Origin of the sequence: Amycolatopsis sp. DSM 110486 (genome assembly GCF_019468465.1) — a bacterium.
GTDB lineage: Bacteria > Actinomycetota > Actinomycetes > Mycobacteriales > Pseudonocardiaceae > Amycolatopsis.
Genome location: NZ_CP080519.1, coordinates 6,359,215 through 6,385,207, shown reverse-complemented (window position 1 = coordinate 6,385,207; position 25,993 = coordinate 6,359,215). Strand labels below are relative to the sequence as shown.

Sequence of the window (25,993 nt, the reverse complement as noted above, 5' to 3'; positions counted from 1 at the left end):
GGAATCCGGGCCGGGGTGGTTGCACGGGCCGGCCGGAAACTTCGGAAACTTCAGTCGAGCACGTCCGGCAGGTCGCGCACGGAGTCCAGCACGTGCGTCGCCCCGGCCCCGGTGAGCTCGGCGCGCGTTCCGGCGCCGGTCAGCACCCCGGCCACCACGCGCGCGCCCGCGGACAAGCCGGTGCGCACGTCCGACGGCGTGTCCCCGGCGACGGCGACGCAACGCACGTCTGTGACGCCCAGGCGCAGCACGGCCGTGAGCACGAGGTCGGGGTACGGGCGGCCACGCAAGCCCTCGCCCGGGGCGAGCGCGAGGTCCGCGAGGTCGCGCCAGCCCAGCGCCTCGAGGATGGCTTGCTGCGTAACGGCCGCGAAGCCGGTGGTCAGCGCGACCTTCACGCCGCCGTGGCGCAGCCCGCGGATCACGTCCTCCGCGCCGGGCACGGGCTCGCACTCCCCCGCCGCGACGAGGTTGGCGTAGGCGCGTTCGAACTCGGCGTTGGCGCGCTGCGCGAGGTCCTCGGTCGGCAGCAGGGCGCGGAAGACGGTGATCTTCGACTGGCCCATGGTGGCGTTCACGTGGGCGAGCATCGCCGGGAAGCGTTCGTCTACTTCGGACACTCCGGCGCTCGCGATCGCGGCCGTGAAGGCGCGTACCACGAGACCGTCGTCGACGACGGTGGTGCCGGCGAGGTCCAGCACCACGAGCTCGGTCGTCACAGGCCCAGCTCCCGCGCGGTGTCGTCGGCGATCGCCGGCGAGCACGTCATGCCGCGCCCGCCAGGCCCGGTGACGAGGAAAGCGTTGTCCGCCAAGCGTTCCCGGTGCACGATCGCGGCCGGGTCGAGGGCCTGGGCGTACACGCCGGCCCAGCGGCGGCGGATGCGCGGCAACGGCCGGCCCAGCAGAGCGCCGGCGACTTCGGCGAGGTGCTCGTACGGGTCTTCGGTCACGTCGAAGCCGAAGGGCTGGTCGTACTCGTGCGTGTCGCCGATGGTGAGAGAACCGTCGAGGCGCTGGACCATCAGCAGCTGCATCTTGTGGGCGGCGGCGACGTCGCCCTGGGGCTGGGTGCGGCCGAGCTCGGCGAGCGCGTCGCCGCGGAAGGCCGGGTAGTAGCGGAAGCTGTCGGCGTCGGCGACGCTCGTGGTCAGCGTCTCGCCGAGGGGTTCGGTCTGTGCCATCTGCAGCCGCACACGGCGGACGGGGACCTCGCCGGCGAGCTCGCGCACGAGACCACCGAGCCAGGCGCCGGTGCAGAAGATCGTGACGTCGCCTTCGTGGTGGTCGCCGTGGTCGTCGGTGACGCCGGAGTTGGTCAGCGTGCGGACTTCGCGGCTGGGCAGCCAGGTGTAGCGGCCGGTCTTCCGCAGCGCCGCGCGCAGGGCGGGCTGGGCGGTGCGGGGTTCGACGGCCGCGTCGCGCTCGCACCACAGGGCGGCCGTGAAGTCACCGCGCAGTGCCGGGTTCAGCCGGCGGGTCTCGGCCGGGGTGAGGAGCTTGAAGCCGCGCTCGGCCGCGTCGGCGTTCGTGGTCGCGGCTTCGGCGACGGCACGCTCGGCTTCGGTGCGCAGGACCGTGAGCGAGCCGTTGGCCCGGAACCCCAGCGCCGGCGTCTGCTCGGCGATCGTCTGCCAGAGCTCGCGAGCGCGCAACGCCGTGGCGAGCTCCGGACCGGCCGCGCGGCCGCTGACCCAGACGAGGCCGAAGTTGCGCACGGAGGCGCCGCGGGCTTCGGGCTCGCGTTCGAGGTGGACGACGTCGTGGCCGCGGTGGATCGCCTGCCACGCGTGCATCGTGCCGAGGACGCCGCCACCGACGATGAGGATTCGCACGAGGGCCACAGTCGTTCAGCGGTGGGAATGGGGAGTTTCGCGGTGGGGAACGGAGAGTGAAGACGTGCGGTGGAGTGACTCGGGGTTGTATCCGTCAGAGGCGGCCGGTGGCGACGAACACCGCGACGGCGAGGATCAGGGCGTTGACCGTGACGTTGCGCCACTCCGCGGCCTTGTGCTGGACGATCGCGAGGCGCGCGTGCATGGCCATGGCGCCGATCATCACCACGACGAGGCCGGCGGCGGCCCAGCCCGTGAGACTCGGCGCGACACCCGTGAGCTGGGGCAGGATGAGGCCGGCCACGGCGATGAGCTCGCAGATCGCGGTGAACCGGACCACTGGCAGCGGGTAGGCGGCGGCGCCGGTCTGGCCCGTTTCGAGCATCCGCTCGCGCGACATCGTGGACTTGAGCGAGCCGGACAGGGCGAAGAGCAGGGCCAGGACGATCTGCCCAGCCCAGAGTGCGGCGTTCATGGGGTCTCCCTTCGAAGGGCGGTCGCGGAGGGAACGAGGGAGAGCCGCGAGGTGTGACAGAGGTGATTTGTCGACCTCTGTCGGCCGTCCGCTGTGGTTGGCTGTCGCTGCCCGTCACCGGTGAGAGGAACCCACGATGCCGCTCGCACGCCGGTTGGGGCTGACCGACGCCGTGTTCCTCGGACTCGGGTCGATGGTCGGCGCGGGAGTGTTCGCGGCGTTCGCGCCCGCGGCCGGCGCCGCGGGGGCCGGCCTGTTGCCCGCGCTGGGGATCGCGGCGGTGGTGGCGTTCTGCAACGCGACGTCGTCGGCGCGGCTGGCGGCGCGGCACCCTGAATCGGGCGGCACCTACGTGTACGGGCGGGCGCGGCTCGGCGAGTTCTGGGGGTACCTCGCGGGCTGGGGGTTCGTCACCGGCAAGACGGCGAGCTGCGCGGCGATGACGCTGACGGTCGTGGCCTACGCGGCGCCCGGCGTGGGGCAGCCGTGGCGCGCGGTGATCGCCGTCGGTGTCGTGGCGGCCGTGACGGGGGTCAACTGCCTCGGGGTGCATCGGTCGGCGCTGGCGACGCGGGTGATCGTGGTGGTCACGCTGGTGGTGCTGGCGGTGGCGGTCGTGAGTGCGACCTCAGGTGGGTTCGTGGCCGAGCCGTTCGCACCGTTTGACGGCGGCGGCGTTCTGACGGCGGCGGGGTTGCTGTTCTTCGCGTTCGCCGGGTACGCGCGGCTGGCGACGCTCGGGGAGGAAGTGCGAGACCCCGCGCGGACCATTCCGCGAGCGATCCCGCTGGCCCTCGGGCTGACGCTGGTGGTCTACGCCGTGGTCGCCGTCGCCCTGCTGCTCACGCTCGGGCCGCAGCGGCTGGCGGCGAGCGCGGACCCGATCGCGGAAGCGGCGGCGCCGTGGCTCTCGCCGGTCGTGCGGGCCGGCGCGACGCTGGCGTCGCTGGGTTCGTTGCTGGCGCTGGTGCTCGGCGTCTCGCGCACGACGTTGGCGATGGCCCGTGACGGGCACCTGCCGCGCGGACTCGCCGTGGTGCACCCGCGGTTCGAGGTGCCGCAGCGCGCGGAGCTGGCGGTGGGCGTGGTGGTGGCGGTGCTCGCGACGACAGTGGATCTCCGTGGGGCGATCGGGTTTTCGTCGTTCGCGGTGCTGGCGTACTACGCGATCGCCAACGCGGCGGCGTTGCGGTTGCGGGCGGACGAGAACCCGGCGCCGCGGGTCGTCGCGATTCTGGGGCTCGTCGGGTGTGCGGTGCTGGCGTTCAGCCTGCCGTGGCCGTCGGTGGTGGCGGGGTGCGCGGCGCTGGCGCTCGGGGCGCTGGCCTACGCCGTGCGGCGGGCCACCGGCCGGCACTGAACCGGTTCTGTGACGCGAGGGGACCGTTCGCCCGAAAGATCCGAAGAAAGTTGGTTGTCCGGTTGCTCGGGGTCTGATGTAGTCGAGTCATCACTCCCCGTATCCCCGTTCCCATGTGGACACCGGAAGGACGGAACCCCCATGACCTTCAAGAGACGGTTCACCCTGCTCGGAAAAGCTCTCGTCGGCGTCACGGCGCTGGCCGCCGCGGTCGGGCTCGCGACCCCCGCCGTGGCCGGCCCGCCGCCGTCGACGAACGGCACCCAGGTGGTGGGCGGCAGCCGGGCAGCGCAAGGTGAGTTTCCTTGGATGGTAAGGCTTTCCATGGGCTGCGGCGGTGCGCTGTACACGCCGCAGATCGTGCTCACCGCCGCCCACTGCGTCACGCGCACCGGCTCGAACACGTCGATCACGGCGACGCTCGGCGTGGTCGACCTGCAGAGCTCCAGCGCGAAGAAGGTGCGCTCCAGCTACGTCTACCGGTCCACCACGTATGACACGACCGGCGGTGACTGGGCGCTGATCAAGCTCGCGAGCCCCGTCAGCGGCGTCCCGAGGCTTCCGCTCGCCTCCAGCGCTTCCCTGAACACCGGCACGTTCACCGTCGCGGGCTGGGGTGCCGCGACCGAGGGCGGCGCGCAGCAGCGTTACCTGTTGAAGGCGCAGGTGCCGTTCGTCAGCGACTCGACGTGCAAGGCGCAGGGCGGCGACTACTCCGGCCTCATCGCGAACGCGGAGATCTGCGCGGGCAACGTCTCGGCCGGCGGCGTCGACACATGCCAGGGCGACTCCGGCGGCCCCATGTTCCGCCGCGACACCGCCGGCGAGTGGGTGCAGGTCGGCATCACGAGCTGGGGCACCGGCTGCGCCCGCGCCCACGCGCCCGGCGTGTACACCGAGGTGACAAGCTTCGCGAGCGCGATCGCTTCGGCGGCTTCGAAGATCTGACCTCCTGCGGACCGGAAGCGGCGTGCACCGTTCGGGCACGCCGCTTCCGTAACGTGAGCAGCCGATTACCCGACTTGCCGGAAAGGGGCGAACCACAGGGGGCGGCATGCGCGGGAGCACACGGACGGAGGTCCTCGCGGGCCTGGTCTCGGCCGAGGCGGCGAGGCGTACGACCGGCTTCACGCCGCAGGCCGGCTGCCGGTCGGCGTGGGCGCATTCGACCCGGACGCCCCCGGCCGAGCGTGAGCTGCAGGAGGCGGGGGTGATCAGCTTCGGCGGTTCGGGCGCGGACCGGTTCGCGCGTGCCGTACCACCGGCCGTCGCGTTGCGGCGACTGCTCGATCGGCAGCACCGGCACATTTCCGAGCTGCAGGCCGATCTCGCGGGCACCTGGGAACGGTTCACCGCACTCGTCGCTCCGACCGGCGGCTTCACCGCGGTCGACCGCGAAGGGGTTCGCGCTATCGAGGACCACGACGAGCTGACCCGGCTCGCGTCCGGCCTCTACCGCTCCCCGCGGCAGCTGCTGCGTGCCACGTTCACCGGCAGCACTGGCGGGCACCGGGTGAGCGAGGGTGTGCTGCTGCCGCCCGCCGACGCCCTCGCGGCGGGCGCAGGTCCGTAAGTCGGAGCAGGTGAGGATGCCGATGATGCACGTGGACGACGCCGTCACCCCACGCGCGAGATCGCGCCGGCTTCCGGATTGTGCGGTGCGATCGGCCCCCGGCCGATCCGACCGCACAATCCGGAGGCCGGCTCAAAGGCGATCTCGCACGCCCCGGCGGAGCCGGGGCCGAAGACACTGTTCGACGCACTGTGGGCCGCGCCGGACACCGTGCCGCTCGACGGTGCCGACGGCGACGAGCTCACCCCCGCCCGTCGCCGGGTGGTGTCCCTGCTCGCCGCGGGGCTGACCGACGAGGCGATTGCCCGCAGCACCGGCACTGGCGAGCGGACCGTGCGCCGGCACGTGTGCGCGATCCTCGAAATCCTGCGGGTCGAGAGCCGATTCGCCGCCGGTGTGGCTGCCGCCAAGCGCGGCTGGGTGTAGCGCGGTCACCCGGTGGCCGGAACCGGACATTGGCCGGAAAATCACTCGCCGCGTCTCTCCGGCAGCCGCGAAGGTGGGACGAACGGGTCGAGGGGCGACCCGGTCTGGGGAAGGATTTCAATGCGCAGGATTCTCACGCTCGCCAGTGCCGTGGCGCTCGTCGGTACCGCGGTCTTGGCGGCAGCACCGGCCGGACAGGCGGCCGGGCGGTACTCGATCGTCAGCATGTGCCCGGGCAGCATGGTCAGTGGCTTCCCGAAGACTTTGCAAAACACGGTCGACGAGACGCAGGGCACCGTCGAGCTCAGGTATTCCAGTGCCAACGGGGGCACGAACTGCGCGAAGGTCTACGACAACGCGTCAGGCAAGCACGCCATGAGCGTGACCATGACGGTCGACGGGATTCCCGGCTCGGGACAGGACTCGGGCACCTTCGAGACCTACGCGGGCGGCGTGCTGGTCACCGGCGCCAACGGTCACTGCGCACACGTGAGCGGCACGCTGGTGATGGGCACGCACTCGATCGACCACTTCAGCTTCAGCTCTGGCCCGGTGGCCTGCGGCTGACGGGGGCGAGGTCCTTTCAGGCGGATCGTCCTGAAAGGACCTCACCGCGTCTTGTCGAGCCGTGCCAACGTTTCCTCGTAGCCACTCACCAGCTCTGCCATCACCTCGGCCACCGGGCGGACCCGGTCCATCCGGCCGACGATCTGCCCGACCGGCATCGACACCACGGCCGGGTCGTCCGCGGCGTGGATGCGGTTGTGGGCGTGGGAAACCAGGAGGTTCTGGAGCGGCATCGGCAGGGGCTCGGGCGCGTCGGGAGCGGCCCAGGCGTCCGTCCAGCGCGTTTTGAGCAGACGGGCGGGTTTGCCGGTGTAGATGCGGGTGCGGACGGTGTCGGCCGACGTCGCGTTGACCAGCGCCGTCTGCATGGCGCCGGAGCCCGGCATGGTGCGGCGGTACTCCTCGGTGGCGAGCCAGAACGAGCCCATCCACACCCCCGCCGCGCCGAGCGCCAGCGCGGCCGCGACCTGCCGGCCGGAGCCGATGCCGCCGGCCGCGAGCACCGGGACCTGTGCGCCGACGGCGTCGACGATCTCCGGCACCAGCACCATCGACGCGATCTCGCCGGTGTGCCCGCCGGCCTCGTACCCTTGTGCCACCACGAGATCCACGCCGCGGGCGACATGGCGGGCCGCGTGCTCACCCTTGCCCGCGAGCGCCGCGACGGGCACACCGGCGGCGTGCGCGCGCTCGATCACGTCTTCGGGCGGCGAGCCCAGCGCGTTGGCGATGAGGCTGATGCGGTGCTTCAGCGCGACGTCCACATGGGACCGCGCGACCGAATGCAGCCAGCCGAGCACGCCGGCGCGTTCGTCGGTGTCGTCGGGCAGCGGGGGCACGGCGAGGTCACGCAGCACTTTGTCGACAAAGGACCGGTGGGCGTCGGGGATGAGCTTCGCGAGGTCGACCTGGGTGCCCTCAGCGGGGATCTTCGCGGGCATCACGATGTCGACGCCGTAAGGCTTTCCGCCGGTGTTCTCGTCCATCCAGGACAGCACGGAGTCGAGCTCGGCGGCGTCGTTGAACCGCACGCAGCCGAGCACGCCGAGGCCACCCGCGCGGCTGATCGCGGCGGCGACGTGCTCCGACGGCGTGAAGCCGACGATCGGCAGCTCGATGCCCAGCCGGTCGCAGAGGGAAGTTCGCATGCGCGCTCCTAGGCGGGTTCGTGTTCGGCGGCGTAGCGCTGGGCCCACGGGTAGTCGGGTTTGCCGCTGGGCGAGCGGCCGATCTCGTCGGCGAGCCAGACCGTGCGCGGCACCTTGTAGCCCGCGATCTCGGTGCGCACGTGCGCCTCGATCGCCGCGAGGTCGGGCGCCACCCCAGGCCGCGGCTGCACCACGGCGGCCACGCGCTGGCCGAGGCGCTCGTCCGGCACGCCGATCACGAGCGCGTCGAACACGTCGGGGTGGGATTTCAGCGCGCCCTCGACCTCTTCGGGGTACACCTTCTCGCCGCCGGTGTTCACGCACTGCGAGCCGCGCCCGAGCAGGGTGACGGTGCCGTCGTCCTCGTAGCGGGCGTAGTCGCCGGGCACGACGTAGCGCACGCCGTCGACGTCGGCGAACATCGTGCGGCTCTTCTCGGGGTCGTTGTAGTAGCCGAGGGGCACGTGGCCGCGGCGGCCGATGAGCCCGACGGCGCCGGGCTTCCGCTCGACGACCGCGCCGTCCTCGTCGAGCAGGATCGCGTCCTTGCCGAACACGACCCGCGTGCCGGCGCTGTGGTCGGAGTCCTTGCCCACCATACCGATCCCGGTGAAACCGCTTTCCGACGAGCCGATCGCGTCGGTGAGCACGACGCCGGGCAGCAGGCCGAGCAGCTCCTGCTTCACCGACTGCGAGAACAGCGCGGCGTGACTGGAGACGGCGACGAGCGACGAAGCGTCGTAGCCGCCCTCGCGGTAGGCCTCCACGAGCGGGCGCGCCATGGCGTCGCCGACGATGGTCAGCACCTGGACCTTGTGCTCCTGCACGGCTTTCCACACGTCGTGCGCGTCGAACTGCGGCACGAACACCACCGGGCTGCCGGCGAACAGCGCACCGAAGGCGGCCCACTGCGCGGCGCCGTGGATGAGCGGCGCGGCGGGCAGCCGGACGAGTGCGCCCGCCTTGCCCTGCTCGGCGAGCGTCCACTCGTCGGGCACGTACTCACCCGTGACGAAGTTGATGCCGCCGCCGAGCGCGCGCCAGATGTCCTCGTGGCGCCAGAGCACGCCTTTCGGGTAGCCGGTGGTGCCGCCGGTGTAGAGGATGTAGAGGTCGTCGGCGCTGCGTTCGGGGAAGTCTCGGCAGGGGTTGTTCTGCGCCAGCGCTTCCTCGTACGCAACGCCTTCGAAGGGCGCGTCCGACCCGTCTTCGACGACGACAACGTGTTTCAGTTTCGGCGTCTCGGGGAGGACTTTCGCCACCTTGTCGGCAAAGCGGCGCTCGTGCACGAGGGCGACCAGATCCGCGTTGCCGAACAGGTACTTCAGCTCGCCGTGCACGTAGCGGTAGTTCACGTTCACCGCGACGGCGCGCAGCTTGTACGCGGCGAACATCGACTCCAGGGCCTCGATGGAGTTGCGGGAATAGACACCGATGTGGGACCCGGGTCCCACGCCGTGGGCGGCGAGGTGGTGCGCCAGGCGGTTCGCGCGAGCCTCCAGCTCGGCGAACGTCACCTGCCTCGCGCCGCACACGACCGCGACACGCTCCGGCACGGCGTCGACGGCGTGCTCGAGTAGATCCGCGATGTTGAGTGCCACACCACTCAAAGTAGAACATGTTATCGTTCTGGGCAATGCCCGCGTTCTCCGGGAGGTTTCCTTGGCCGCGCCCCACGCTCTCGTGTCCCTGGAAGGCCAGACCCTCGTGGTCACGATGAACCGCCCCGAGGCCCGCAACGCGCTCACGGGCGAGATGCTCGCGATCATGACCTCGGCGTGGGACCGCGTGGACACCGATCCCGAGGTGCGCTCCTGCATCCTCACCGGCGCCGGCGGCGCCTTTTGCGCGGGCGCCGACCTGAAGTCGATGTCCCGCAACGCCCCGTCGGACGCGTTCGATTCGGGCGCCTTCGACCCGAGCCGCATCGACGGCCTGCTGAAAGGCCGCCGGTTGACGAAACCGCTCCTCGCCGCCGTCGAGGGCCCCGCCATCGCCGGCGGCACCGAAATCCTCCAGGCCACCGACATCCGCGTCGCCGGCGAGTCCGCCCGCTTCGGCGTCTCCGAGGCCCGCTGGGGCCTGTTCCCGATGGGCGGCTCCGCCGTGCGCCTCCCCCGGCAGATCCCCTACACGCTCGCGGCGGACCTCCTGCTGACCGGCCGCCACCTGTCAGCCTCCGAAGCTCTGGCCTGCGGCCTCATCGGCCACGTCGTCCCGGACGGCACCGCCCTGTCCCGCGCACTGGAGCTGGCGTCGCTCATCAACGCCAACGGCCCCCTCGCCGTCCGCGCCATCCTCCGCACCCTGCGCGACACGGAAGCCCTGCCGGAAAACGACGCCTTCAAACTGGACGCGAAGTACGGCATCGAGGTCTTCGCCTCGGCAGATGCGAAGGAGGGGCCGAGGGCGTTTGCGGAGAAGAGGAAGCCACGGTTCGAGGGTCGCTGAGCCGGACGTCCGGTGAGGCCGGGACCCGGCCTCACCGCTCAGGAAACGTACCGCTCCCTCAACCTCCGCTTGTACAGCTTCCCATTCGGATCCCTGGGCAGCTCCTCCAGATAATCCACCGACCGCGGCAGTTTGAACCGCGCCAACCGCGTCGCGGCGAAGGCCAGGAGTTCCGAAGTCAGGTCGGCAGAAGGAGAGACGCCGGGAGCCGGCTGCACCACCGCCTTGATCTCCTCGCCCCAGTCCTCGTGCGGGATGCCGAACACCGCGATGTCCGCGATCTTCGGGTGCATCACGAGCTCGCCCTCGATTTCGGCCGGGTAGATGTTCACGCCGCCCGAGATGATGAGGTCGGCGGCGCGGTCGTGGAGGTACAGGTACCCGTCGGAATCGAGGTGGCCGATGTCGCCAAGGGTGAAGAGCGAGCCGACGCGGGAGCGTTGCGTTTTCAGGCTGTCGCGGTGGTATTCGAAGGACGAGTCGCCCATCTTCAAGTACACCGTGCCGACTTCGCCGGCGGGCACCTCGGCGCCGGCGGAGTCCAGGACGCGCACGGTCGAGCCCGGCCAGGGCAGGCCGACGGAGCCCGGCTTGCGCAGCCACTCCTCGCCCACGATGACGGTGCCGCCGCCTTCCGTGGCGGCGTAGTACTCCGTGACGACCGGGCCCCACCAGTCCAGCATCCGGCGCTTGACCTCCAGCGGGCAGGGGGCGGCGCCGTGGATCATCACGCGCAGCGAGGAAAGGTCGAAACCCGACCGCACGTCGGGTGGCAGGGCGAGAAGGCGGCGGAACTGCGTGGGCACCATGTGGCTGTGCGTCACGCGGTGGCGCTCGATCAGGCGCAGCATGTCGGCCGCGTCCCAGCGGTCCATGAGCACCGCGGTGTGGCCCAGCTGCACGGAAATCGCGACGAAGTTCAGCACGGCCGTGTGGTAGAGCGGCGAACCGCACAGGTGCACGTGCCCGTCGAAAGGCGCCAGGCCGAAGATCCCGAAGAACCACGTCGACGCCGCCGGCACCTCGTCCGGGTCGGCGCCCGTCAGCGGCCGCCGGACGCCCTTGGGCCGGCCCGTGGTGCCCGACGTGTAGAGCATCGGCGACCCCGCCGTCCGGCCGGACGGCCGCCCGTCGCCCAGGCCCGCGCCCAGCTCTTCCATCCTCCGGAAGCCGGGCACGTCGCCCACGGCGAACCGTGCCGTGATCCCGGCCTCGTCCGCGGCCGCCACGGCGACGTCCGCGAACCGCTCGTGCGCGAGGAAAGCCTTCGCGCCGCTGTCGGCCAGGATGTACGCGACCTCCGGCGCGACGAGGTGCCAGTTGACCACCACCACGTACAGCCCCGATTCGATCGCGGCGAAGTACGCGGCCAGCAGCTCGTCGCCGTTGGGCTGCAGCAGCACGATCGCGTCGCCGGCCTCGAGCCCGAGCTCGCGCAGGCCCAGCGCGTAGCGGTTGGCTTTCGCCGCCAGCTCGCCATAGCCGACCTCGCGGCCGTCGGGATCCACCAGTGCCACGCGGTCGGGCTCGGCCGCGGCGATCCTCCACAGTCCCAGGTCCATGACTCCAAATCTAGAACGCGTTCCACATACGCACAACAGCCATCTTGCCTCGAATTCGAGAACGTGTTTCACTCGGAAACGTGACGGACACCCCGCTCTCGGCGCCGCTCGACGTCGGATTCGACTACACCCGCTCGACCGGGCCCGTGCTCGGCCGGTTCGTGAACGCCCTGCGCGAGCGACGGATCGAGGGCATCCGGGGCAGCGACGGGCGCTTCCACGTGCCCCCGCCCGAGTACGACCCCGTGACCGCCGAAGCACTCACCGAGTTCGTGCCGGTGAGCGCCGAGGGCACCGTCGTCTCCTGGTCGTGGTGCGCCAACCCGCTGGAAGGCCAGCCGCTGTCCCGTCCGTTCGCGTGGGTCCTGGTCAAGCTCGACGGCGCCGACACCACCCTGCTGCACTCCCTCGACGCCGGCGAAGCCGCCAACGTCCACACCGGACAGCGCGTCAAAGTGCGCTGGGCGGAGGAAACCGTCGGCCACATCCGCGACATCGCGTACTTCCTGCCCGCGGAAGCACCCGAAACACAACCGACCGAACCCCCACCCCCGGTGGCGAAACGCGACGAAGGTGCCCCCGTCGAGGTGGTCATCACCCCGGTCCACCTGCACTACCGCCACTCCGCGTCACCCGAGGAAAGCCGCTACCTGCGCGCGCTCGCGGAAGGCCGCCTGATCGGCCAGCGCTGCCCCGCGTGCGCGAAGGTCTACATCCCGCCGCGCGGCGCGTGCCCCACCGACGGCGTGCCGACCACCGACGAGGTCGAGCTGCCCGACACCGGCATCGTCACCACCTTCTGCATCGTCAACGTCCCCTTCCTCGGCCAGCGCATCAAACCGCCGTACGTCGCGGCCTACGTGCTGCTCGACGGCGCCGACATCGCCTTCCTGCACCTCGTGCTCGGCTGTGCCGCCGAGGACGTGCGGATGGGGATGCGGGTGCGCGCGGCGTGGCGCCCGCGGGACGAGTGGTGGACGTCGCTGGAGAACATCAGCCACTTCGAACCGACCGGCGAGCCCGACGCGCCGTTCGAATCCTTCGCCCACCACCTGTGAGGGGGACGCATGCCCGAAGTCGCCGTCGCCGGGTTCGCGCAGGCACCGAACGTCCGCGAGACCGCCGGCACCACGAACGGCGTCGAGATGCTCGTGCCGATCCTGGCCGAGGTGTTCGCCGCCACGGGTCTATCCAAAGAGGACATCGGGTTCTGGTGCTCCGGCTCGTCGGACTACCTGGCCGGGCGCGCGTTCTCCTTCATCGCGGCCGTCGACGCCATCGGCGCCTTCCCACCGATCCACGAGTCGCACGTGGAGATGGACGCCGCGTGGGCGTTGTACGAGGCCTGGCTGAAGATCCGCATGGGTGAGGTCGACACCGCGCTCGTCTACGGCTTCGGCAAGGCCAGCGCCGGGCAGCTGCGCCGGGTGCTCGCGCTGCAGCTCGACCCGTACGTGCTCGCTCCCCTCTGGCCCGATTCGCTCGCCATCGCCGGCCTGCAAGCGCGCCTGGGCCTGGACGCCGGGCTGTGGTCCGAAAAGGACCTCGCGGAGGTCGCCGCCCGCAGCCGCGCCGACGCCGCCGGCAACCCCGCCGCGCAGCTCTCGGGCGAGGTCGACGTCGCCGCCCTGCTCGACACCCCGTACGTCGCGGATCCGTTGCGAGCACACGACATCGCGCCCGTCACCGACGGCGCGGCCGTGCTCGTGCTGGCCGGCGCCGAACGCGCGAAGGACCTCGTCGACCGGCCGGCCATCCTGACCGGCGTCGAGCACCGCGTCGACTCCCCCGTGCTCGGAGCCCGCGACCTGACTCGGTCACCGTCAATCGAACAAGCCGCCCGAAACCTCGATCTCGACGGGGTCGAGCTGGCCGAGCTGCACACGCCGTTCACGCACCAGGAGCTCATCGTCCGCACCGCGCTCGGGCTCGGCGACAGTGTGCGGATCACTCCCTCGGGCGGCGCGCTCACGGGCAACCCGATGTTCTCCGCCGGCCTCGCCCGCATCGGCGAGGCGGCCGCGCGCATCCACCGCGGCGAGGCGGGCAAGGCGCTCGCCCACGCGACGAGCGGCCCGGCCCTGCAACAGAACCTCCTCGCCGTGCTGGAGGCGCGATGACCAAGCAGCTCGCCGCCGTGCTCGGCACCGGCCAGACGCACCACCGCGCGAAGCGCACCGACGTGTCCATGCCCGGCCTGCTTCGCGAGGCCATCGACCGCGCGATGGACGACGCGCAGGTCGGCTGGGCCGACATCGAGGCCGTGGTGCTCGGCAAGGCCCCCGACCTGTTCGAAGGCGTGATGATGCCCGAGCTGTTCCTGGCCGACGCGCTGGGCGCGACCGGGAAACCGTTGCTGCGCGTGCACACCGCGGGTTCGGTCGGCGGCTCGACCGCACTGGTCGCCGCGTCGCTGATCCAGGCCGGCGTGCACCGCCGCGTGCTGACGGTGGCGTTCGAGAAGCAGTCGGAGTCCAACGCGATGTGGGGACTCTCGATCCTGCCGCCGTTCCAGATGCCGGTGGGCGCCGGCGCGGGCGGGTACTTCGCGCCGCACGTGCGCTCCTACATCCGGCGCGCCGGCGCGCCGGCGCACGTCGGGGCGATCGTCGCCGCGAAGGATCGGCGCAACGGGGCGCTCAACCCGTACGCGCACCTGCGCCAGGCCGACATCACCGTGGACTCGGTGCAGGCGTCGCAGATGCTGTGGGACCCGATCCGCTACGACGAGACCTGCCCCTCCTCCGACGGCGCCTGCGCCATGGTGCTCGGCGACGAAGCCGCGGGCGACGCCGTGCCGGGCGGGGCCGCGTGGATCCACGCCACGGCGATGCGCACGGAGCCCACCACGTTCGCCGGCCGCGACCAGGTGAACCCGCAGGCCGGGCGCGACGCGGCGAAAGCGCTGTGGCACGAGGCCGGGATCACCGATCCACTGTCCGAAGTGGACGTCGCCGAGATCTACGTGCCGTTCTCCTGGTTCGAGCCGATGTGGCTGGAGAACCTCGGGTTCGTGCCGGAGGGCCAGGGCTGGAAAGTCACCGAGGCCGGCGACACGGCGCTCGGCGGCCGGCTGCCGGTGAACCCGTCGGGCGGGGTCCTGTCGTCGAACCCGATCGGCGCGTCGGGGATGCTGCGGTTCTCCGAGGCGGCCAAGCAGGTGATGGGCCGCGCGGGCGACTACCAAGTCGACGGCGCGCGTGTCGCGCTCGGCCACGCGTACGGCGGCGGCTCGCAGTACTTCAGCATGTGGGTGGTGGGCTCGGCCAAGCCCGGCTCATGACCGGCGGCGGCCGCGCAGCGCGAACAACGTGCCCAGCGCCCCGAGCACCGCGCCCAGCGCGAGGGGACCGGCCGTGTGCTGGCGCGGTGCGATGACCGGCCGCAGCTCCGTGGGCGACGGCGGCGGGACCGGTTTCTGCGGCGCGTCTCGAGCAGTGGCCGTCCAGGCCGTGATGTACACGAGCATGCGCGCGATCAGGGAGATGAAGAACAGCAGACCGATCACGGAGCCGAACGCGACGCCCGAGGGCGACGCGCTGATCAAGTTCAGGTAGATGCCGCCCGCCTGCTTCAGCAGCTCGAAGCCCAGCGCCGCAGCGACCGCGCCGCGCATCGCGCTGCGCCAGCCGACGCGCTCGCGCGGCAGCCGCGTGAGCACCCACAGGAACACCAGCCAGTCGGCCAGCAACGCGAGCGGCACCGACGTGGCCGAGAGCACGGAATGGCCCCAGCTGGTGTCGTCGACGCCGACTAGTTTCAGCAGGTAACGGCCCATGGCCGTGCCCGACACGGTGATGCCGAACGACACCAGCAGCGCGGCCGCGAGCCCCAGCAGCGCGAGCACGTCCATGAGAATCGTGCGCAGCAGCGGCCCGTCGGAGCGGTTCTGGCCGTACATGGCGGTGAGCGCGTCGCGCAGGGAGTTCATCCAGTTCCACCCGGAGTACAGCCCGACGACGAGACCCGCTACGCCGACGCTGGTGCGCTGCTCCACGAACCCCGTCAGCAGGTCCGAGGCCTTCTCCCCCAGCGCCCCGGGCAGCGTGCCGGAGATGGCGTGCAGCATCTGGTCGAGCAGGTGCGGCTGCGTGGCCAGCACGAACCCCGCGGCCGACGACGCCAGCATCAGGATCGGCACCAGCGAGAGCAGGCTGAAGTACGTGATCGAGGCGACGTAGTGGTAGCCCCCGTACTCGAGGTACCGGTTTGTGGCGAGCGCGAGGTGGTCGAGCCAGCGGTACCGGGCACGCGCGCGGGCCCACCGGCTCGGCCCAGGCAGTTGACGGTTCACGGTCACTGTCTACCCAGCCGCGGCCGGGTTTGTCGCACCGGACACACCTTTCACGCCAGGACCACGGGTTTGTCGTGATCGTCGGGCGGCGGCACGGCGTCGGTGGTCGCGAACACGGTGGCGCCGAGGAAGTCGAGCTCGCAGCCGAGCGGGGTGAGGAATCCGGTGTCGGCGGCGTCGCGACCGGTGGCGATGCGGAGCATCACCGGGCGCGGGGCGAGGCGGGTCGCGTCGAACACGAGCCAGCGCCCGCAGACGCCGGCCTCGAACACGGCGTGGAAGTCCATGGGTTTCAGGCCGGGGGCGTAGACGGTGGTGAAGCGGGCGGGGATGCCCACGGCTCGGCAGAGCGCGATGCAGGCGTGGGCGAAGTCGCGGCAGGCGCCTTCGCCGGCTTTCAGGGTGGCGGCGGCGTCGCGGCCTTCGGGGGTGGCGGGGAGGTAGCTCAGCCGCTCGTGGACGTGGTCGGCGATGGCGCGGACGCGGACGCGGTCGTCGCCGTGGTCCGGTTTCAGGGCGGCCATGCGGTCGGACGGGCAGAAGCGGCTCGGGCGGGTGTAGCGCGCGAGGTCGGCGAGCGTGACGGGCTCGGGGGTGGCGCGGCAGAGCGTGCGTTCGCCGTGGTAGGTCACGCGGTGCTCGCCGGTGGGGAGGTCGAACACCTCGGCGCGCGTGCCGTGGTCGAGCTCGACGGTGCGGGGTGCGCCGGCGGCGGAGACGGTGAGCTCGTCGGTGTCGGCGTGGACGGCGGCGACCGAGATCGCGGCGAGACCGGGCTTCGCCACCCGGACGCCGAACTCGACGTCGACCGTCACGCGTTGCGCCACCTGGCCATCATGCCGGTTTTGGGCGGATCAGGCCCGCTCAGGCGTAGCGGACCGGGTAGTGCTTGATGCCGTTGAGCCACCCGGAGCGCAGGCGCCGCGGGGGCGCGACCTCGGCGATGCCGGGCATGACGTCGGCGATCGCGGAGAAGATGAGGTCGATCTCGAGGCGGGCGAGGTTGGCGCCGAGGCAGTAGTGCGAGCCGGTGCCGCCGAAGCCGACGTGGGGGTTGTCCCCGCGGAAGACGTCGAAGCGCTCGGGCTCGTCGAACGCGTCGGGGTCGAAGTTGGCGGAGCTGTAGAACATGCCGACGCGGTCGCCGCGGCGGATGTGCGCGCCGCCGAGCTCGGTGTCGCGCGTGGCTGTGCGCTGGAACGCGACCACGGGCGTGGCCCAGCGGACAATTTCATCGGGCGCGGTCTTGGGCTTTTCCGCGCGGTAGCGCGCCCACTGGTCGGGGTGGTCGAGGAAGGCCTTCATGCCGTGGGTGATGGCGTTGCGTGTGGTCTCGTTGCCCGCGACGGCCAGCAGGATCACGAAGAAGCCGAACTCGTCGGAGCCGAGCGCTTCGCCGTCGACGTCGGCCTGCACGAGCTTGGTGACGATGTCGTCGACCGGGCAGCGGCGGCGTTCCTCGGCCATGTTCCAGGCGTAGCCGACGAGCTCGGCGCTCGCGGTGAGGGGTTCGAGCTCGTACTCGGGGTCGTCGTAGGCCACCATCTGGTTGGACCAGTCGAAGATCTTCATGCGGTCCTCCTGCGGCACGCCGATGAGCTCGGCGATGGCCTGCAGGGGCAGCTCGCACGCGACGTCGGTGACGAAGTCGCCTTCTCCCTTGCTGCGGGCTTCGGCGACGATGCGCTCGGCGCGTTCGCGCAGAGTGTCCTCGAGCTTGGCGATGGACTTCGGGGTGAAGCCCTTCGAGACGATGCGACGCAGCTTCGTGTGCTGCGGGGCGTCCATGTTGAGCAGCACGAGGCGGTTGGCGTCGAGGTTCTCCGACGTCATCTGGTCGTCGAAGCGGATGATGGCGGTTTTCTCCCACGACGAGTACAGCTGGCTGTCGCGCGAGACCTCCTTGACGTCGGCGTGGCGCGTGACAACCCAGTAGCCGTCGTCGCCGAAGCCGGCGGTGTTGCGGCGCTGCGGGTTCCACCACACGGGCGCCGTGCGCCGGAGCTCGGCGAACTCCTCCAGCGGCAGGCGGTTCGCGTAGAGGTCCGGGTCCGTGAAGTCGAAACCGGCGGGCAAAAGCGGAGCGGCCACGGCTGCCTCCTGCACGGGATCGGCGATGATTCGCGCACTGCAACACGTTCTATGGATCATTGGAGCATACGGTGTTAACTTACGGAACCCCGTTTGGTAATACCCGTTTACTTTACCGATTCTGCGCTGGTGAACGAGCGCTCAGTTGGTGAAGATCAAGATTGTCCGGCAGCTGGGAGTTCTTGTGTTTAACTGGAACATGTTCTAATTTTGGGTGGGTGAACACTGTTAGCTCTCCCGGCGAGCCCGTGATCGTGGCGGCGGTGCGCACGCCGATCGGCAAACGCGGCGGCTGGCTCTCGGGCCTGCACGCGGCCGAACTGCTGGGCGCGGCGCACCTCGCGGTGCTCGACCGCAGCGGCATCGACCCCGCACTGGTCGAGCAGGTCATCGGCGGCGCCGTGACCCAGGCCGGCGAACAGGCCGGCAACGTCACCCGCACGGCCTGGCTCTACGCCGGCCTGCCGCCGACCACCGGCGCCACCACCATCGACGCGCAATGCGGCTCGGCTCAGCAGGCCACGCACCTGATCGCGGGGCTGATCGCAGCTGGTGCCATTTCGGCCGGAGTGGCGTGTGGGGTGGAGTCGATGAGCCGGGTGCCGTTGGGGGCGAACCGGTGGGTGGGAGCGGATGGCCCCGCCCGCTCCGGCGTCTCCACCGGATCGCCGCGGCCGGAGTCGTGGTCGATCGACATGCCGGACCAGTACCGCGCGGCCGAACGCATCGCGGTGCGGCGCGGCCTCACGCGCGCGGACGTCGATGAGTTCGGTGCTTCTTCACAGCGGAAGGCCGCAGCCGCGTGGGCTGCCGGTCGGTTCGACCGCGAGATTGTCCCGGTGAAGGCCCCCGACCCGGCATCCGGGGAACCCCGCCTGATCAGCCGGGACCAGGGCCTTCGAGAGACCACTGTGGACGGTCTGGCCCGGTTGAAACCCGTGCTGCCCGACGGCGTCCACACCGCCGGCACGTCCTCCCAGATCTCCGACGGCGCCGCCGCGCTCCTGCTCATGGACGCCACGCTGGCGCGCTCCCTCGGCCTGCGCTCCCGTGCGCGCATCCTGGCCCAGGCCCTGGTCGGCGCCGAACCGTACTACCACCTCGACGGCCCCATCCAGGCCACCGACCGCGTGCTGGCCCAGGCCGGTATGACCATCGGCGACCCGGACCTGTTCGAAGTCAACGAAGCGTTCGCCTCCGTCGTCCTCTCCTGGCAACGCACTCACTCCCCCGACCCCACGCGCGTGAACGTCAACGGCGGTGCCATCGCCCTCGGCCACCCTGTCGGCAGCACCGGCGCCCGCCTCCTCACCACCGCGCTGCACGAACTCGAACGCTGCGACACCGCAACCGCCCTCATCACCATGTGCGCCGGCGGCGCGATGTCGACCGCGACGATCATCGAACGCCTCTGACCCCGGGCGCGGATCGGCCTACGCTGGGGCGATGAAACTGACCGCGACCGTGCTCGGCGCGCCCGACCCGCGGGCGCTGGCGAAGTTCTACCAGGCGCTGCTGCGGTGGCCCCTCGGCGTGGACGAGCCGGACTGGGTCACGCTGCGGCCGCCCGAGGGTGGGCCCGGCCTGTCCTTCCAGCTGGAACGTGAGCTGGTGCCGCCGAGGTGGCCGCAGGAGCCCGGGTACCAGCAGATGATGCTGCACCTGGACATCGAAGTCGACGATCTGGCGCAGGCAGGCGCGAAAGCCGTCGCGGCCGGGGCGCGGCTCGCGCCGTTCCAGCCGCAGAAGCACGTCCGCGTGTACCTCGATCCGGCCGGGCACCCGTTCTGCCTGTGGGTCCGGGCCTGAACCGGCTCACGACAGCGGCACGGCGACGACCCCCGGCGGCCTCCGCCCAGGCTCACGCCGCCACGCCGCGGCGAAGGCGTGGGCGAGCCGCTTCGGAACTTCGACCTGCGCGCCGCCTCCGTGGAAGTCGACGGTCACCAACGTCGCCTCGACCTCCCAGGGCACGCGGCGCAGCAGCTTCGCGTAGTCCGCGCTCGCGGACCCGAACCCGAGGACCCGCCGGGCACCGAGCCGGTGCACCTCGTACTGGATCGCGGCCTCGAGCGTGCCGGGCGGCCAGTCGCGCAGGCGGAGTTTCCGGTCGTAGAACGCGATCGGCTCGTCCGCCCTCGCGACGCCGTAGCCACCGCTGAGGATGAGCAGTCGTCCGGACGCCGCGGCGTCGGGCAGCGCGTCGCCGACGTGCCGGTAGAAGTGACCGTTGTAGCGCTGCCACGCCGGCAGCCGCGTCCGGTCGTCGACAGCGGACCGGGGCAGGAGTTCCTCACGAGCCCGGAGCAGTTCCTCGGGCCAGTCCGCACGAGCCGCCGGACTGGGACTGCCGCCGGTGACCTTGGCCTTCGACGGCCCGATGATCAGCAGCGTGCCGGGCTCGTCGACCAGGTCCTCCACCAGACGCATCCCCGCATTCAACCACCCGGCCCAGCGCCGTCACCGCACGCGTGATCCACCGGCGGACAGGCCGAACCCGGCGTTACCCAAGGCCACCGGAAGACACCCCAACGCACTCAGCCAAAACCGATCGGGCTCAAGCACCCCGGCACCGCCTGTCCCGAACGACCGCCGCGGCAGCCCTCGCGCAACCGCGCAACACTCAACCCAGCACCGTGCGCTCCACCGGGCCGTTGTCCGGTCGCGCGAAACGCACCCAAGCACCCCCCGCGTGCCAAGACTCGACGAACAGCGTGTTGTCCGCGACCCACGTGTAGACCGCTTCGTCGATGTCCAGTTCGAAGAGGTGGCTGCCGGAGTCGGCGCGGTCGTCGGTGATTTCCCGGGCGACACCGGCGAGTTTCGCGTCGCCTGGGCCGTTTTCTTCGATGCCGGGGAAGGCGTGGAGGGCGAAGCGGCCGTCGTGTTGGAGGTCGCGGGCTTTGCGGGCGTCGAGCATCGAGCCGACGTACAGGGAGCCGTCGTCGCGGAAGGAGACTTCGGAGCCGCTCACGCGAGGTGAGCCGTCGCGGCGCAGGGTGGCCAGGACGTGGGACTCGCCGCTGAGGAAGCGTTCGTGGATGCGCTCGGCCAGCGAGGGGGCGGCCGCCGCGAAGGTCTGCCAGGTGGTCATGCGAACGAGTCAAGCACGCGCCACCGACAAAACAAGCTCAAGCGCCGTACACCGGTTCAGGTGAAGGCGCGGAAGCGAGCAACGAAGCCACCACCGGGCCCAGTTCGGCCGGCTCCCAGCGTGTGCCCTTGTCGCGCGACGGGCCGTGGCGCCAGCCGTCCGCGAGGGACACGCGGCCACCGTCCACTTCGAACACCCGCCCCGTGACGCCGGCCGACTCGACGGAACCCAGCCACACCACCAAAGGCGACACGTTCTCCGGCGCCATCGCGTCGAACCCCGACGCCGGCGCCGTCATGTCGAACGTCCCCTCCGTCATCCGCGTCCGCGCGGCCGGCGCGATCGCGTTGACCAGCACCCCGTACCGCGCCAGCTCGGCCGCGGCGACAGAAGCGAGCCCCAGGATCCCCGCCTTCGCCGCCGAATAATTGCCCTGCCCGACACTCCCCAACAGGCCCGCGCCCGAGCTCGTCAGCACCACCCGCGCCGACCGCGCGCGCCCCGCCTTCGCCTCCGCGCGCCAGTACGCGGCAGCATGCCGCAACGGCGCGAAGTGCCCCTTCAGATGCACCCGCACGACGGCGTCCCACTCCTCCTCCGACAGGTTCACCAGCATCCGGTCCCTCAGGAACCCGGCGTTGGCCACGAGCACGTCCAGCCCACCGAACGAGTCCACCGCCGCCGACACCAGCCGCGCCGCACCGTCCCAATCGGCGACGTCGTCCGTGTTCGCCACCGCTTCCCCGCCGAGAGCGCGAATCTCCGACACCACCAGCCCCGCCGGACCCGCCGTACCCCCGCTGCCGTCCGGCGAAGCCCCGACGTCGTTCACCACCACCCGCGCGCCCTCGGCCGCGAACGCCAGCGCGTGCGCCCGCCCGATCCCGCGCCCCGCACCGGTGACCACCACGACCCGACCGTCGACCAGCCCCACGTCACACCCCTTCCGAACCGGCCCGCAGATACGCCGGCGCCTCACCACCGCCGTGCACCGCCAGCCGCGCACCACTCACGTACGAAGCCAACGGAGAAGCCAAAAACACCGCACACGCCCCCACCTCCGCCGGCGTCGCCAACCGTCCCAACGGCACGGTCGCGGCAACCGAGGAGTCATACAACTCGGGCGAGGTCCCGACCATCCCCACGTCGAGCGCGTTCACCCGCACCTTCGGCGCCCACTCCACCGCCAAGGTCGCCGTCAAGTTGTCGAGCCCCGCCTTGGCCGCCCCATACGCCGCCGTCCGGGGCGAAGGCCGCGTCGCACTGACACTGCTCACGTTCACGATCACCCCGCCACCTTCCTGCTGCTGCATCACGGCGTTCGCCGCCTGCGCAACCCCCAGCGGCGCCAGCAGGTTCAACGCGACCACCTTCTCGTGGAACCGCGCCGACGCCGTGGCTGTGTCCGCGAACGGCGCTCCTCCGGCGTTGTTCACCAGCACGTCCAGCCGTCCGTACTCCGTCACCACCAAAGAAACCAGCCGCGCGACCTCCGCCGGCTCACGCACGTCGCACCGCACGAAATCCGCGCCGGCACCACTTCGCGCGCACACGACCACCCGTGCACCCGCGTCGCGGAACACCGCGGCGATCCCTGCCCCGACCCCGCGCGTCCCGCCGGTGACCAGCACGACGGCGCCGTCGAGCTGTAGATCCAGTGCCACTCACGCCCTCCCGCCGCGTCGCCGTTGCCGTGCTAACGTACCAAGCAAGTGCTAGGTTTGTAACCCGTCAGAGGTGACCATGACCGTGTCCACGCACTCCCCGGAGCCCGGCGTCGCCGTGGTGACGGTGGCCGCTCCGCCGGTCAACGCGCTCACCGCGGACGGCTGGTTCGCCCTCGCCGAAGCCGTCACGAACGCGGGCCGCGACCCCGAAACCCACGTCGTGGTGCTGCGCGCCGAGGGCCGCGGCTTCAACGCCGGCGTCGACATCAAGGAGATCCAGCACGACCCCGGTCACACCGCACTCATCGGCGCGAACGAGGGCTGCGCCGCCGCCTTCTCCGCCGTGTACGACTGCGCGGTCCCGGTGATCGCGGCCGTGCAAGGGTTCTGCCTCGGCGGCGGGGTCGGGCTGGCCGGCAACGCCGACGTCGTCGTGGCCAGCGAAGACGCCGAGTTCGGCCTGCCCGAGGTCGACCGCGGCGCGCTCGGTGCGGCCACACACCTCGCGCGGCTCGTCCCGCAGCACCTCATGCGCGCGCTGTATTACACAGCCGAAACGATCTCCGCGAAGCAGCTTCACCACCACGGTTCCGTGTACGCGGTCGTACCCCGCGAAGAGCTCGACGCGACAGCCCTGGCCCTCGCGCGCAGGATCGCCGCGAAGGACACCCGCGTGATCCGCGCGGCCAAACAAGCGATCAACGGCATCGACGTGCAGCCCGTGCACCGCAGCTACCGCTTCGAGCAGGGCTTCACTTTCCAGCTCAACCTCGCCGGCGTGTCCGGCGCCGCCCGGCAGCAGTTCCTCGACGGAGGGGTGAAGCCTTGAGCGACAAGCGGATGACAGCCGACGAGGTGGTCGCCGAGCTGCGCGACGGCATGACCGTCGGCCTCGGCGGCTGGGGTTCGCGGCGCAAGCCGATGGCCTTCGTCCGCGCGATTCTGCGCTCCCCGCTGAAGGACCTCACCGTCGTCTCCTACGGCGGCCCGGACGTCGGCCTCCTCGCCGCCGCGGGCAAGATCCGCCGGCTGGTCTTCGGGTTCGTCACGCTCGACTCGATCCCGTACGACCCGTGGTTCACCCGCGCCCGCGAAGCCGGCGCGTTCGAGGTCACGGAGTACGACGAGGGCGTGCTCGGCACCGGCCTATCGGCCGCGGCCCAACGGCTTCCGTTCCTCCCGACCCGCGCCGGCCTCGGCTCCGACGTCGTGACGCTGAACCCGCACCTGCGCACGATCCGCTCCCCCTACGCCGACGGCGAGGAGTTCCTGGCCGTCCCCGCGCTCAAGCTCGACGCGGCGCTCGTCCACCTCAACCGCGCCGACGCCCGCGGCAACGCCCAGTACCTCGGCCCCGACCCGTACTTCGACGAGCTGTTCGCCCTCGCCGCTGACCGCTGTTACGTCTCCGCCGAACGCGTTGTCCCCACTGCGGAACTGTCCGCCGCGCCCCTGCAGAGCCTGCTGCTCAACCGCGCGAGCGTGCACGGCGTCGTCGAAACCCCGCACGGCGCGCACTTCACCAGCGCCGTGCCCGAGTACGGCCGCGACGAGAACTTCCAGCGCCACTACGCGGCCTCGGCCAAGGACCCGGACAGGTGGCCGAGTTTCGCCGACCGGTTCCTCTCGGGCGACGAAGCCCAATACCAGCGGGAAGTCGCCCGCTTCGCCGAGGAGGCGGCATGACCGACGTGACGCGCGCCGAGTACGCCGTGATCGCGTGCGCCGAGCTGTTCCGCGGCGACGGCGAGATCCTGGTCAGCCCCATGGGTTTCGTCCCGGCGTTGGGTGCGAAACTCGCCCGGCTGACGTTCGAGCCTGATCTGCTGCTCACCGACGGCGAGGCGTCCCTCGTGACGGCCGACGGCGTCGTCGAAGGCTGGCAGCCGTTCCGCAAGGTGCTCGACACCGTGGTGCCGCACGGAAAACGGCACGTCGTGATGGGTGCGAACCAAATCGACCGCGAAGGCAACCAGAACATCTCCGCCATCGGCTCGCACGCGAAGCCCGCGAAGCAGCTTCTCGGCGTACGCGGCGGACCCGGCAACACCGTGAACCACCGCACGAGCTACTGGGTGCCACGCCACGGCCGGCGGGTGTTCGTCGACCGCGTGGACGTGGTGTCCGGCGTCGGCTACGCGCGGGCGGCTTCCCTTCCGTACCACGACGTGTACCGCGTGGTGACCAACCTCGGCGTGCTCGACTTCGGCGGCGCGGACCACGCGCCGCGGCTGCTTTCCGTGCACCCCGGGGTTTCCGTCGAGGACGCCACCGCGGCGACGTCGTTCCCGCTCGACACCTCCGGCACCGGACAGACCCGCGCACCCGGCGACGACGAACTACGGCTGATCCGAGAAGTCCTGGACCCGAAGTCCCTGCGCGACAAGGAAGTTCCGTCGTGAGAACCGCGCTGACCGACCTCGTCGGCGTCCGCCAGCCCGTCGTCCAGACCGGCATGGGCTGGGTCGCGGGCCCCCGGCTCGTGTCCGCGACCGCCGAAGCAGGGGGCCTCGGCATCCTCGCCTCGGCCACCATGACCTACGACGAGCTGGCCGCCGCGATCAAGGAAACCCGGTCCCGCACCGAAAACCCGTTCGGCGTCAACCTCCGCGCCGACGCCGAAGACGCCGCCCGGCGCGTCGATCTGCTGATCACCGAAGGCGTGAAAGTCGCGTCCTTCGCGCTGGCTCCAAGGCGGGAGCTGATCACCAAGCTCAAGGACCACGGCGTGGTCGTCGTGCCGTCGGTCGGCGCGACCCGGCACGCGGAGAAGGTCGCGGCCTGGGGCGCCGACGCCGTCGTCGTGCAGGGCGGCGAAGGCGGCGGGCACACCGGCGGCGTCGCCACGACGCTGCTACTGCCCGCTGTGCTCGACGCCGTCGACATCCCCGTGGTCGCCGCGGGCGGTTTCTTCGACGGCCGGGGCCTGGCGGCCGCGCTCGCGTACGGCGCGGCCGGGATCGCGATGGGCACCCGGTTCCTGCTCACGCGCGAAAGCACGGTGCCCGACGCGGTGAAGCAGCTGTACCTGGACCACGACCTCGCCGGCACCGTCGTCACGCGCAAGGTCGACGGCGTCGCGCACCGCGTTCTGCGCACCGAACTCGTCGACGCGCTGGAGAAGTCCGGTCCGCTCGCCGGGTTCGCGCGCGCCGCCGGGAACGCCGCCCGGTTCCGCCGGTCGAGCGGGCTTTCGTGGGCCGCGCTCGTGCGCGAGGGCCTGCGGCTGCGCACAAGCGGGCGAACGCGGGCGCAAGTGCTGATGGCCGCCAACACGCCGATGCTGCTGCGCGCGGGCCTCGTCGACGGCGACCCGGCGGCCGGCGTGCTGGCGTCCGGGCAGGTCGTCGGGCTGCTGCACGACCTGCCGTCGGTGGCGGACCTGATCGGGGGAATCGTGGCCGACGCGGAGGCGATCCTGCGCCGCCTCGGCGACGGCGGTTGTGCTTGA

The 25,993-nt window shown here is 71.4% G+C and carries 28 protein-coding genes; 15 read left to right on the top strand and 13 right to left on the bottom strand.

Annotated features, from left to right (window positions below; genetic code table 11):
• Positions 1–50 precede the first annotated feature (50 nt).
• The 3 genes from K1T34_RS31010 to K1T34_RS31000 all read right to left on the bottom strand — a co-directional run bounded on the left by K1T34_RS31010 (position 51) and on the right by K1T34_RS31000 (position 2,309).
• A complete protein-coding gene (locus tag K1T34_RS31010; protein WP_220238303.1) occupies positions 51–719 on the bottom strand; it encodes a phosphonatase-like hydrolase in 669 nt (222 codons plus the stop codon).
• On the bottom strand, positions 716–1,834 hold the full coding sequence (locus tag K1T34_RS31005) for a TIGR03364 family FAD-dependent oxidoreductase (RefSeq protein ID WP_220238302.1): 1,119 nt from the start codon (positions 1,832–1,834) through the stop codon (positions 716–718). Before K1T34_RS31005 ends, K1T34_RS31010 begins: the two co-directional genes overlap by 4 nt.
• A 94-nt stretch (positions 1,835–1,928) precedes the next feature.
• Positions 1,929–2,309, bottom strand: a complete 381-nt coding sequence (locus K1T34_RS31000; protein WP_220238301.1) for a DoxX family protein — start codon at positions 2,307–2,309, stop codon at positions 1,929–1,931.
• Between the two features lie 136 nt (positions 2,310–2,445).
• On the opposite strand from K1T34_RS31000, the gene K1T34_RS30995 reads away from it, so the two are divergent.
• The 5 genes from K1T34_RS30995 to K1T34_RS30975 all read left to right on the top strand — a co-directional run bounded on the left by K1T34_RS30995 (position 2,446) and on the right by K1T34_RS30975 (position 6,235).
• Entirely contained in the window at positions 2,446–3,669 is a 1,224-nt protein-coding gene (locus K1T34_RS30995; RefSeq protein ID WP_220238300.1) for an APC family permease, read from the top strand.
• Between the two features lie 141 nt (positions 3,670–3,810).
• Positions 3,811–4,617, top strand: a complete 807-nt coding sequence (locus tag K1T34_RS30990; RefSeq protein WP_220238299.1) for a trypsin-like serine protease — start codon at positions 3,811–3,813, stop codon at positions 4,615–4,617.
• Between the two features lie 106 nt (positions 4,618–4,723).
• The gene (locus K1T34_RS30985; protein ID WP_220238298.1) at positions 4,724–5,242 is read left to right on the top strand and encodes a hypothetical protein; all 519 of its coding nucleotides are present in this window, start codon (positions 4,724–4,726) and stop codon (positions 5,240–5,242) included.
• Between the two features lie 78 nt (positions 5,243–5,320).
• Positions 5,321–5,668, top strand: a complete 348-nt coding sequence (locus tag K1T34_RS30980; RefSeq protein WP_220238297.1) for a response regulator transcription factor — start codon at positions 5,321–5,323, stop codon at positions 5,666–5,668.
• A 120-nt stretch (positions 5,669–5,788) separates the two neighbouring features.
• Positions 5,789–6,235, top strand: coding sequence for a hypothetical protein (locus tag K1T34_RS30975; RefSeq protein WP_220238296.1), 447 nt, complete (start codon positions 5,789–5,791; stop codon positions 6,233–6,235).
• Between the two features lie 41 nt (positions 6,236–6,276).
• On the opposite strand, the gene K1T34_RS30970 is transcribed toward K1T34_RS30975, so the two are convergent.
• Positions 6,277–7,383, bottom strand: a complete 1,107-nt coding sequence (locus tag K1T34_RS30970; RefSeq protein ID WP_220238295.1) for a nitronate monooxygenase family protein — start codon at positions 7,381–7,383, stop codon at positions 6,277–6,279.
• An 8-nt stretch (positions 7,384–7,391) separates the two neighbouring features.
• On the bottom strand, positions 7,392–8,984 hold the full coding sequence (locus K1T34_RS30965) for an acyl-CoA synthetase (protein ID WP_220238294.1): 1,593 nt from the start codon (positions 8,982–8,984) through the stop codon (positions 7,392–7,394).
• A gap of 61 nt (positions 8,985–9,045) precedes the next feature.
• Here K1T34_RS30965 and K1T34_RS30960 point away from each other — a divergent pair, with 61 nt between their 5' ends.
• On the top strand, positions 9,046–9,834 hold the full coding sequence (locus tag K1T34_RS30960; RefSeq protein ID WP_220238293.1) for a crotonase/enoyl-CoA hydratase family protein: 789 nt from the start codon (positions 9,046–9,048) through the stop codon (positions 9,832–9,834).
• 38 nt (positions 9,835–9,872) lie between these two features.
• Here the strand turns inward: K1T34_RS30960 and K1T34_RS30955 are convergent, their stop codons facing one another.
• Entirely contained in the window at positions 9,873–11,396 is a 1,524-nt protein-coding gene (locus K1T34_RS30955) for an acyl-CoA synthetase (protein WP_220238292.1), read from the bottom strand.
• A gap of 80 nt (positions 11,397–11,476) precedes the next feature.
• Here K1T34_RS30955 and K1T34_RS30950 point away from each other — a divergent pair, with 80 nt between their 5' ends.
• The 3 genes from K1T34_RS30950 to K1T34_RS30940 are packed head-to-tail and all read left to right on the top strand — an operon-like array spanning position 11,477 to position 14,679.
• Complete coding sequence (locus K1T34_RS30950) at positions 11,477–12,454, top strand: Zn-ribbon domain-containing OB-fold protein (RefSeq protein WP_220238291.1); 978 nt, start codon at positions 11,477–11,479, stop codon at positions 12,452–12,454.
• Between the two features lie 9 nt (positions 12,455–12,463).
• The gene (locus K1T34_RS30945) at positions 12,464–13,516 is read left to right on the top strand and encodes a thiolase domain-containing protein (RefSeq protein WP_220238290.1); all 1,053 of its coding nucleotides are present in this window, start codon (positions 12,464–12,466) and stop codon (positions 13,514–13,516) included.
• Positions 13,513–14,679, top strand: a complete 1,167-nt coding sequence (locus K1T34_RS30940) for a thiolase domain-containing protein (protein WP_220238289.1) — start codon at positions 13,513–13,515, stop codon at positions 14,677–14,679. The genes K1T34_RS30945 and K1T34_RS30940 overlap by 4 nt, the downstream gene beginning before the upstream one ends.
• Here K1T34_RS30940 and K1T34_RS30935 read toward each other — a convergent pair.
• From K1T34_RS30935 to K1T34_RS30925, 3 genes are read right to left on the bottom strand one after another with little or no spacing between them, the layout of a single operon-like run.
• On the bottom strand, positions 14,674–15,690 hold the full coding sequence (locus K1T34_RS30935) for a YhjD/YihY/BrkB family envelope integrity protein (RefSeq protein ID WP_370643413.1): 1,017 nt from the start codon (positions 15,688–15,690) through the stop codon (positions 14,674–14,676). The two genes, K1T34_RS30940 and K1T34_RS30935, sit on opposite strands and share 6 nt — an antisense overlap.
• Positions 15,691–15,740: 50 nt before the next feature.
• Entirely contained in the window at positions 15,741–16,517 is a 777-nt protein-coding gene (locus K1T34_RS30930; protein WP_220238287.1) for a transglutaminase family protein, read from the bottom strand.
• A gap of 37 nt (positions 16,518–16,554) precedes the next feature.
• A complete protein-coding gene (locus K1T34_RS30925) occupies positions 16,555–17,781 on the bottom strand; it encodes a cytochrome P450 (protein WP_220238286.1) in 1,227 nt (408 codons plus the stop codon).
• A gap of 218 nt (positions 17,782–17,999) precedes the next feature.
• Here K1T34_RS30925 and K1T34_RS30920 point away from each other — a divergent pair, with 218 nt between their 5' ends.
• A complete protein-coding gene (locus K1T34_RS30920) occupies positions 18,000–19,196 on the top strand; it encodes a steroid 3-ketoacyl-CoA thiolase (RefSeq protein ID WP_220238285.1) in 1,197 nt (398 codons plus the stop codon).
• Positions 19,197–19,227: 31 nt separating this feature from the next.
• Positions 19,228–19,590, top strand: coding sequence for a VOC family protein (locus K1T34_RS30915; protein ID WP_220238284.1), 363 nt, complete (start codon positions 19,228–19,230; stop codon positions 19,588–19,590).
• Between the two features lie 6 nt (positions 19,591–19,596).
• On the opposite strand, the gene K1T34_RS30910 is transcribed toward K1T34_RS30915, so the two are convergent.
• From K1T34_RS30910 to K1T34_RS30895, 4 genes are all read right to left on the bottom strand, one after another.
• Positions 19,597–20,211 (bottom strand): hypothetical protein, encoded by a 615-nt coding sequence (locus K1T34_RS30910; RefSeq protein WP_220238283.1) that lies wholly within the window; start codon positions 20,209–20,211, stop codon positions 19,597–19,599.
• 193 nt (positions 20,212–20,404) lie between these two features.
• Complete coding sequence (locus K1T34_RS30905) at positions 20,405–20,875, bottom strand: pyridoxamine 5'-phosphate oxidase family protein (protein ID WP_220238282.1); 471 nt, start codon at positions 20,873–20,875, stop codon at positions 20,405–20,407.
• 37 nt (positions 20,876–20,912) lie between these two features.
• Positions 20,913–21,809 carry an SDR family oxidoreductase gene (locus tag K1T34_RS30900; RefSeq protein ID WP_220238281.1) on the bottom strand — a complete coding sequence of 299 codons (897 nt, stop codon included), beginning with the start codon at positions 21,807–21,809 and terminating at the stop codon, positions 20,913–20,915.
• Position 21,810: 1 nt separating this feature from the next.
• A complete protein-coding gene (locus tag K1T34_RS30895) occupies positions 21,811–22,539 on the bottom strand; it encodes an SDR family oxidoreductase (RefSeq protein ID WP_220238280.1) in 729 nt (242 codons plus the stop codon).
• Positions 22,540–22,618: 79 nt separating this feature from the next.
• Between K1T34_RS30895 and K1T34_RS30890 the strand changes: the two genes are divergently transcribed.
• The 4 genes from K1T34_RS30890 to K1T34_RS30875 are packed head-to-tail and all read left to right on the top strand — an operon-like array spanning position 22,619 to position 25,993.
• Complete coding sequence (locus K1T34_RS30890; RefSeq protein ID WP_220238279.1) at positions 22,619–23,371, top strand: enoyl-CoA hydratase family protein; 753 nt, start codon at positions 22,619–22,621, stop codon at positions 23,369–23,371.
• Positions 23,368–24,228: a CoA transferase subunit A gene (locus K1T34_RS30885; RefSeq protein ID WP_220238278.1), complete on the top strand. Its 861-nt coding sequence runs from the start codon at positions 23,368–23,370 to the stop codon at positions 24,226–24,228. Before K1T34_RS30890 ends, K1T34_RS30885 begins: the two co-directional genes overlap by 4 nt.
• Positions 24,225–24,944: a CoA-transferase gene (locus tag K1T34_RS30880; protein WP_220238277.1), complete on the top strand. Its 720-nt coding sequence runs from the start codon at positions 24,225–24,227 to the stop codon at positions 24,942–24,944. Before K1T34_RS30885 ends, K1T34_RS30880 begins: the two co-directional genes overlap by 4 nt.
• Positions 24,941–25,993: a nitronate monooxygenase family protein gene (locus K1T34_RS30875; protein WP_220238276.1), complete on the top strand. Its 1,053-nt coding sequence runs from the start codon at positions 24,941–24,943 to the stop codon at positions 25,991–25,993. Before K1T34_RS30880 ends, K1T34_RS30875 begins: the two co-directional genes overlap by 4 nt.

Excerpts from the sequence above, each read along its gene's own strand:
- K1T34_RS30985 (WP_220238298.1), top strand. The coding sequence starts at position 4,724 with ATGCGCGGGAGCACACGGACGGAGGTCCTCGCGGGCCTGGTCTCGGCC.
- K1T34_RS30945 (WP_220238290.1), top strand. The coding sequence starts at position 12,464 with ATGCCCGAAGTCGCCGTCGCCGGGTTCGCGCAGGCACCGAACGTCCGC.
- K1T34_RS30990 (WP_220238299.1), top strand. The coding sequence starts at position 3,811 with ATGACCTTCAAGAGACGGTTCACCCTGCTCGGAAAAGCTCTCGTCGGC.
- K1T34_RS30940 (WP_220238289.1), top strand. The coding sequence starts at position 13,513 with ATGACCAAGCAGCTCGCCGCCGTGCTCGGCACCGGCCAGACGCACCAC.
- K1T34_RS30955 (WP_220238292.1), bottom strand. The coding sequence starts at position 11,396 with ATGGACCTGGGACTGTGGAGGATCGCCGCGGCCGAGCCCGACCGCGTG.
- K1T34_RS31000 (WP_220238301.1), bottom strand. The coding sequence starts at position 2,309 with ATGAACGCCGCACTCTGGGCTGGGCAGATCGTCCTGGCCCTGCTCTTC.
- K1T34_RS30880 (WP_220238277.1), top strand. The coding sequence starts at position 24,225 with ATGACCGACGTGACGCGCGCCGAGTACGCCGTGATCGCGTGCGCCGAG.
- K1T34_RS30915 (WP_220238284.1), top strand. The coding sequence starts at position 19,228 with ATGAAACTGACCGCGACCGTGCTCGGCGCGCCCGACCCGCGGGCGCTG.
- K1T34_RS30970 (WP_220238295.1), bottom strand. The coding sequence starts at position 7,383 with ATGCGAACTTCCCTCTGCGACCGGCTGGGCATCGAGCTGCCGATCGTC.
- K1T34_RS30995 (WP_220238300.1), top strand. The coding sequence starts at position 2,446 with ATGCCGCTCGCACGCCGGTTGGGGCTGACCGACGCCGTGTTCCTCGGA.
- K1T34_RS30890 (WP_220238279.1), top strand. The coding sequence starts at position 22,619 with ATGACCGTGTCCACGCACTCCCCGGAGCCCGGCGTCGCCGTGGTGACG.
- K1T34_RS30975 (WP_220238296.1), top strand. The coding sequence starts at position 5,789 with ATGCGCAGGATTCTCACGCTCGCCAGTGCCGTGGCGCTCGTCGGTACC.
- K1T34_RS30910 (WP_220238283.1), bottom strand. The coding sequence starts at position 20,211 with ATGCGTCTGGTGGAGGACCTGGTCGACGAGCCCGGCACGCTGCTGATC.
- K1T34_RS30905 (WP_220238282.1), bottom strand. The coding sequence starts at position 20,875 with ATGACCACCTGGCAGACCTTCGCGGCGGCCGCCCCCTCGCTGGCCGAG.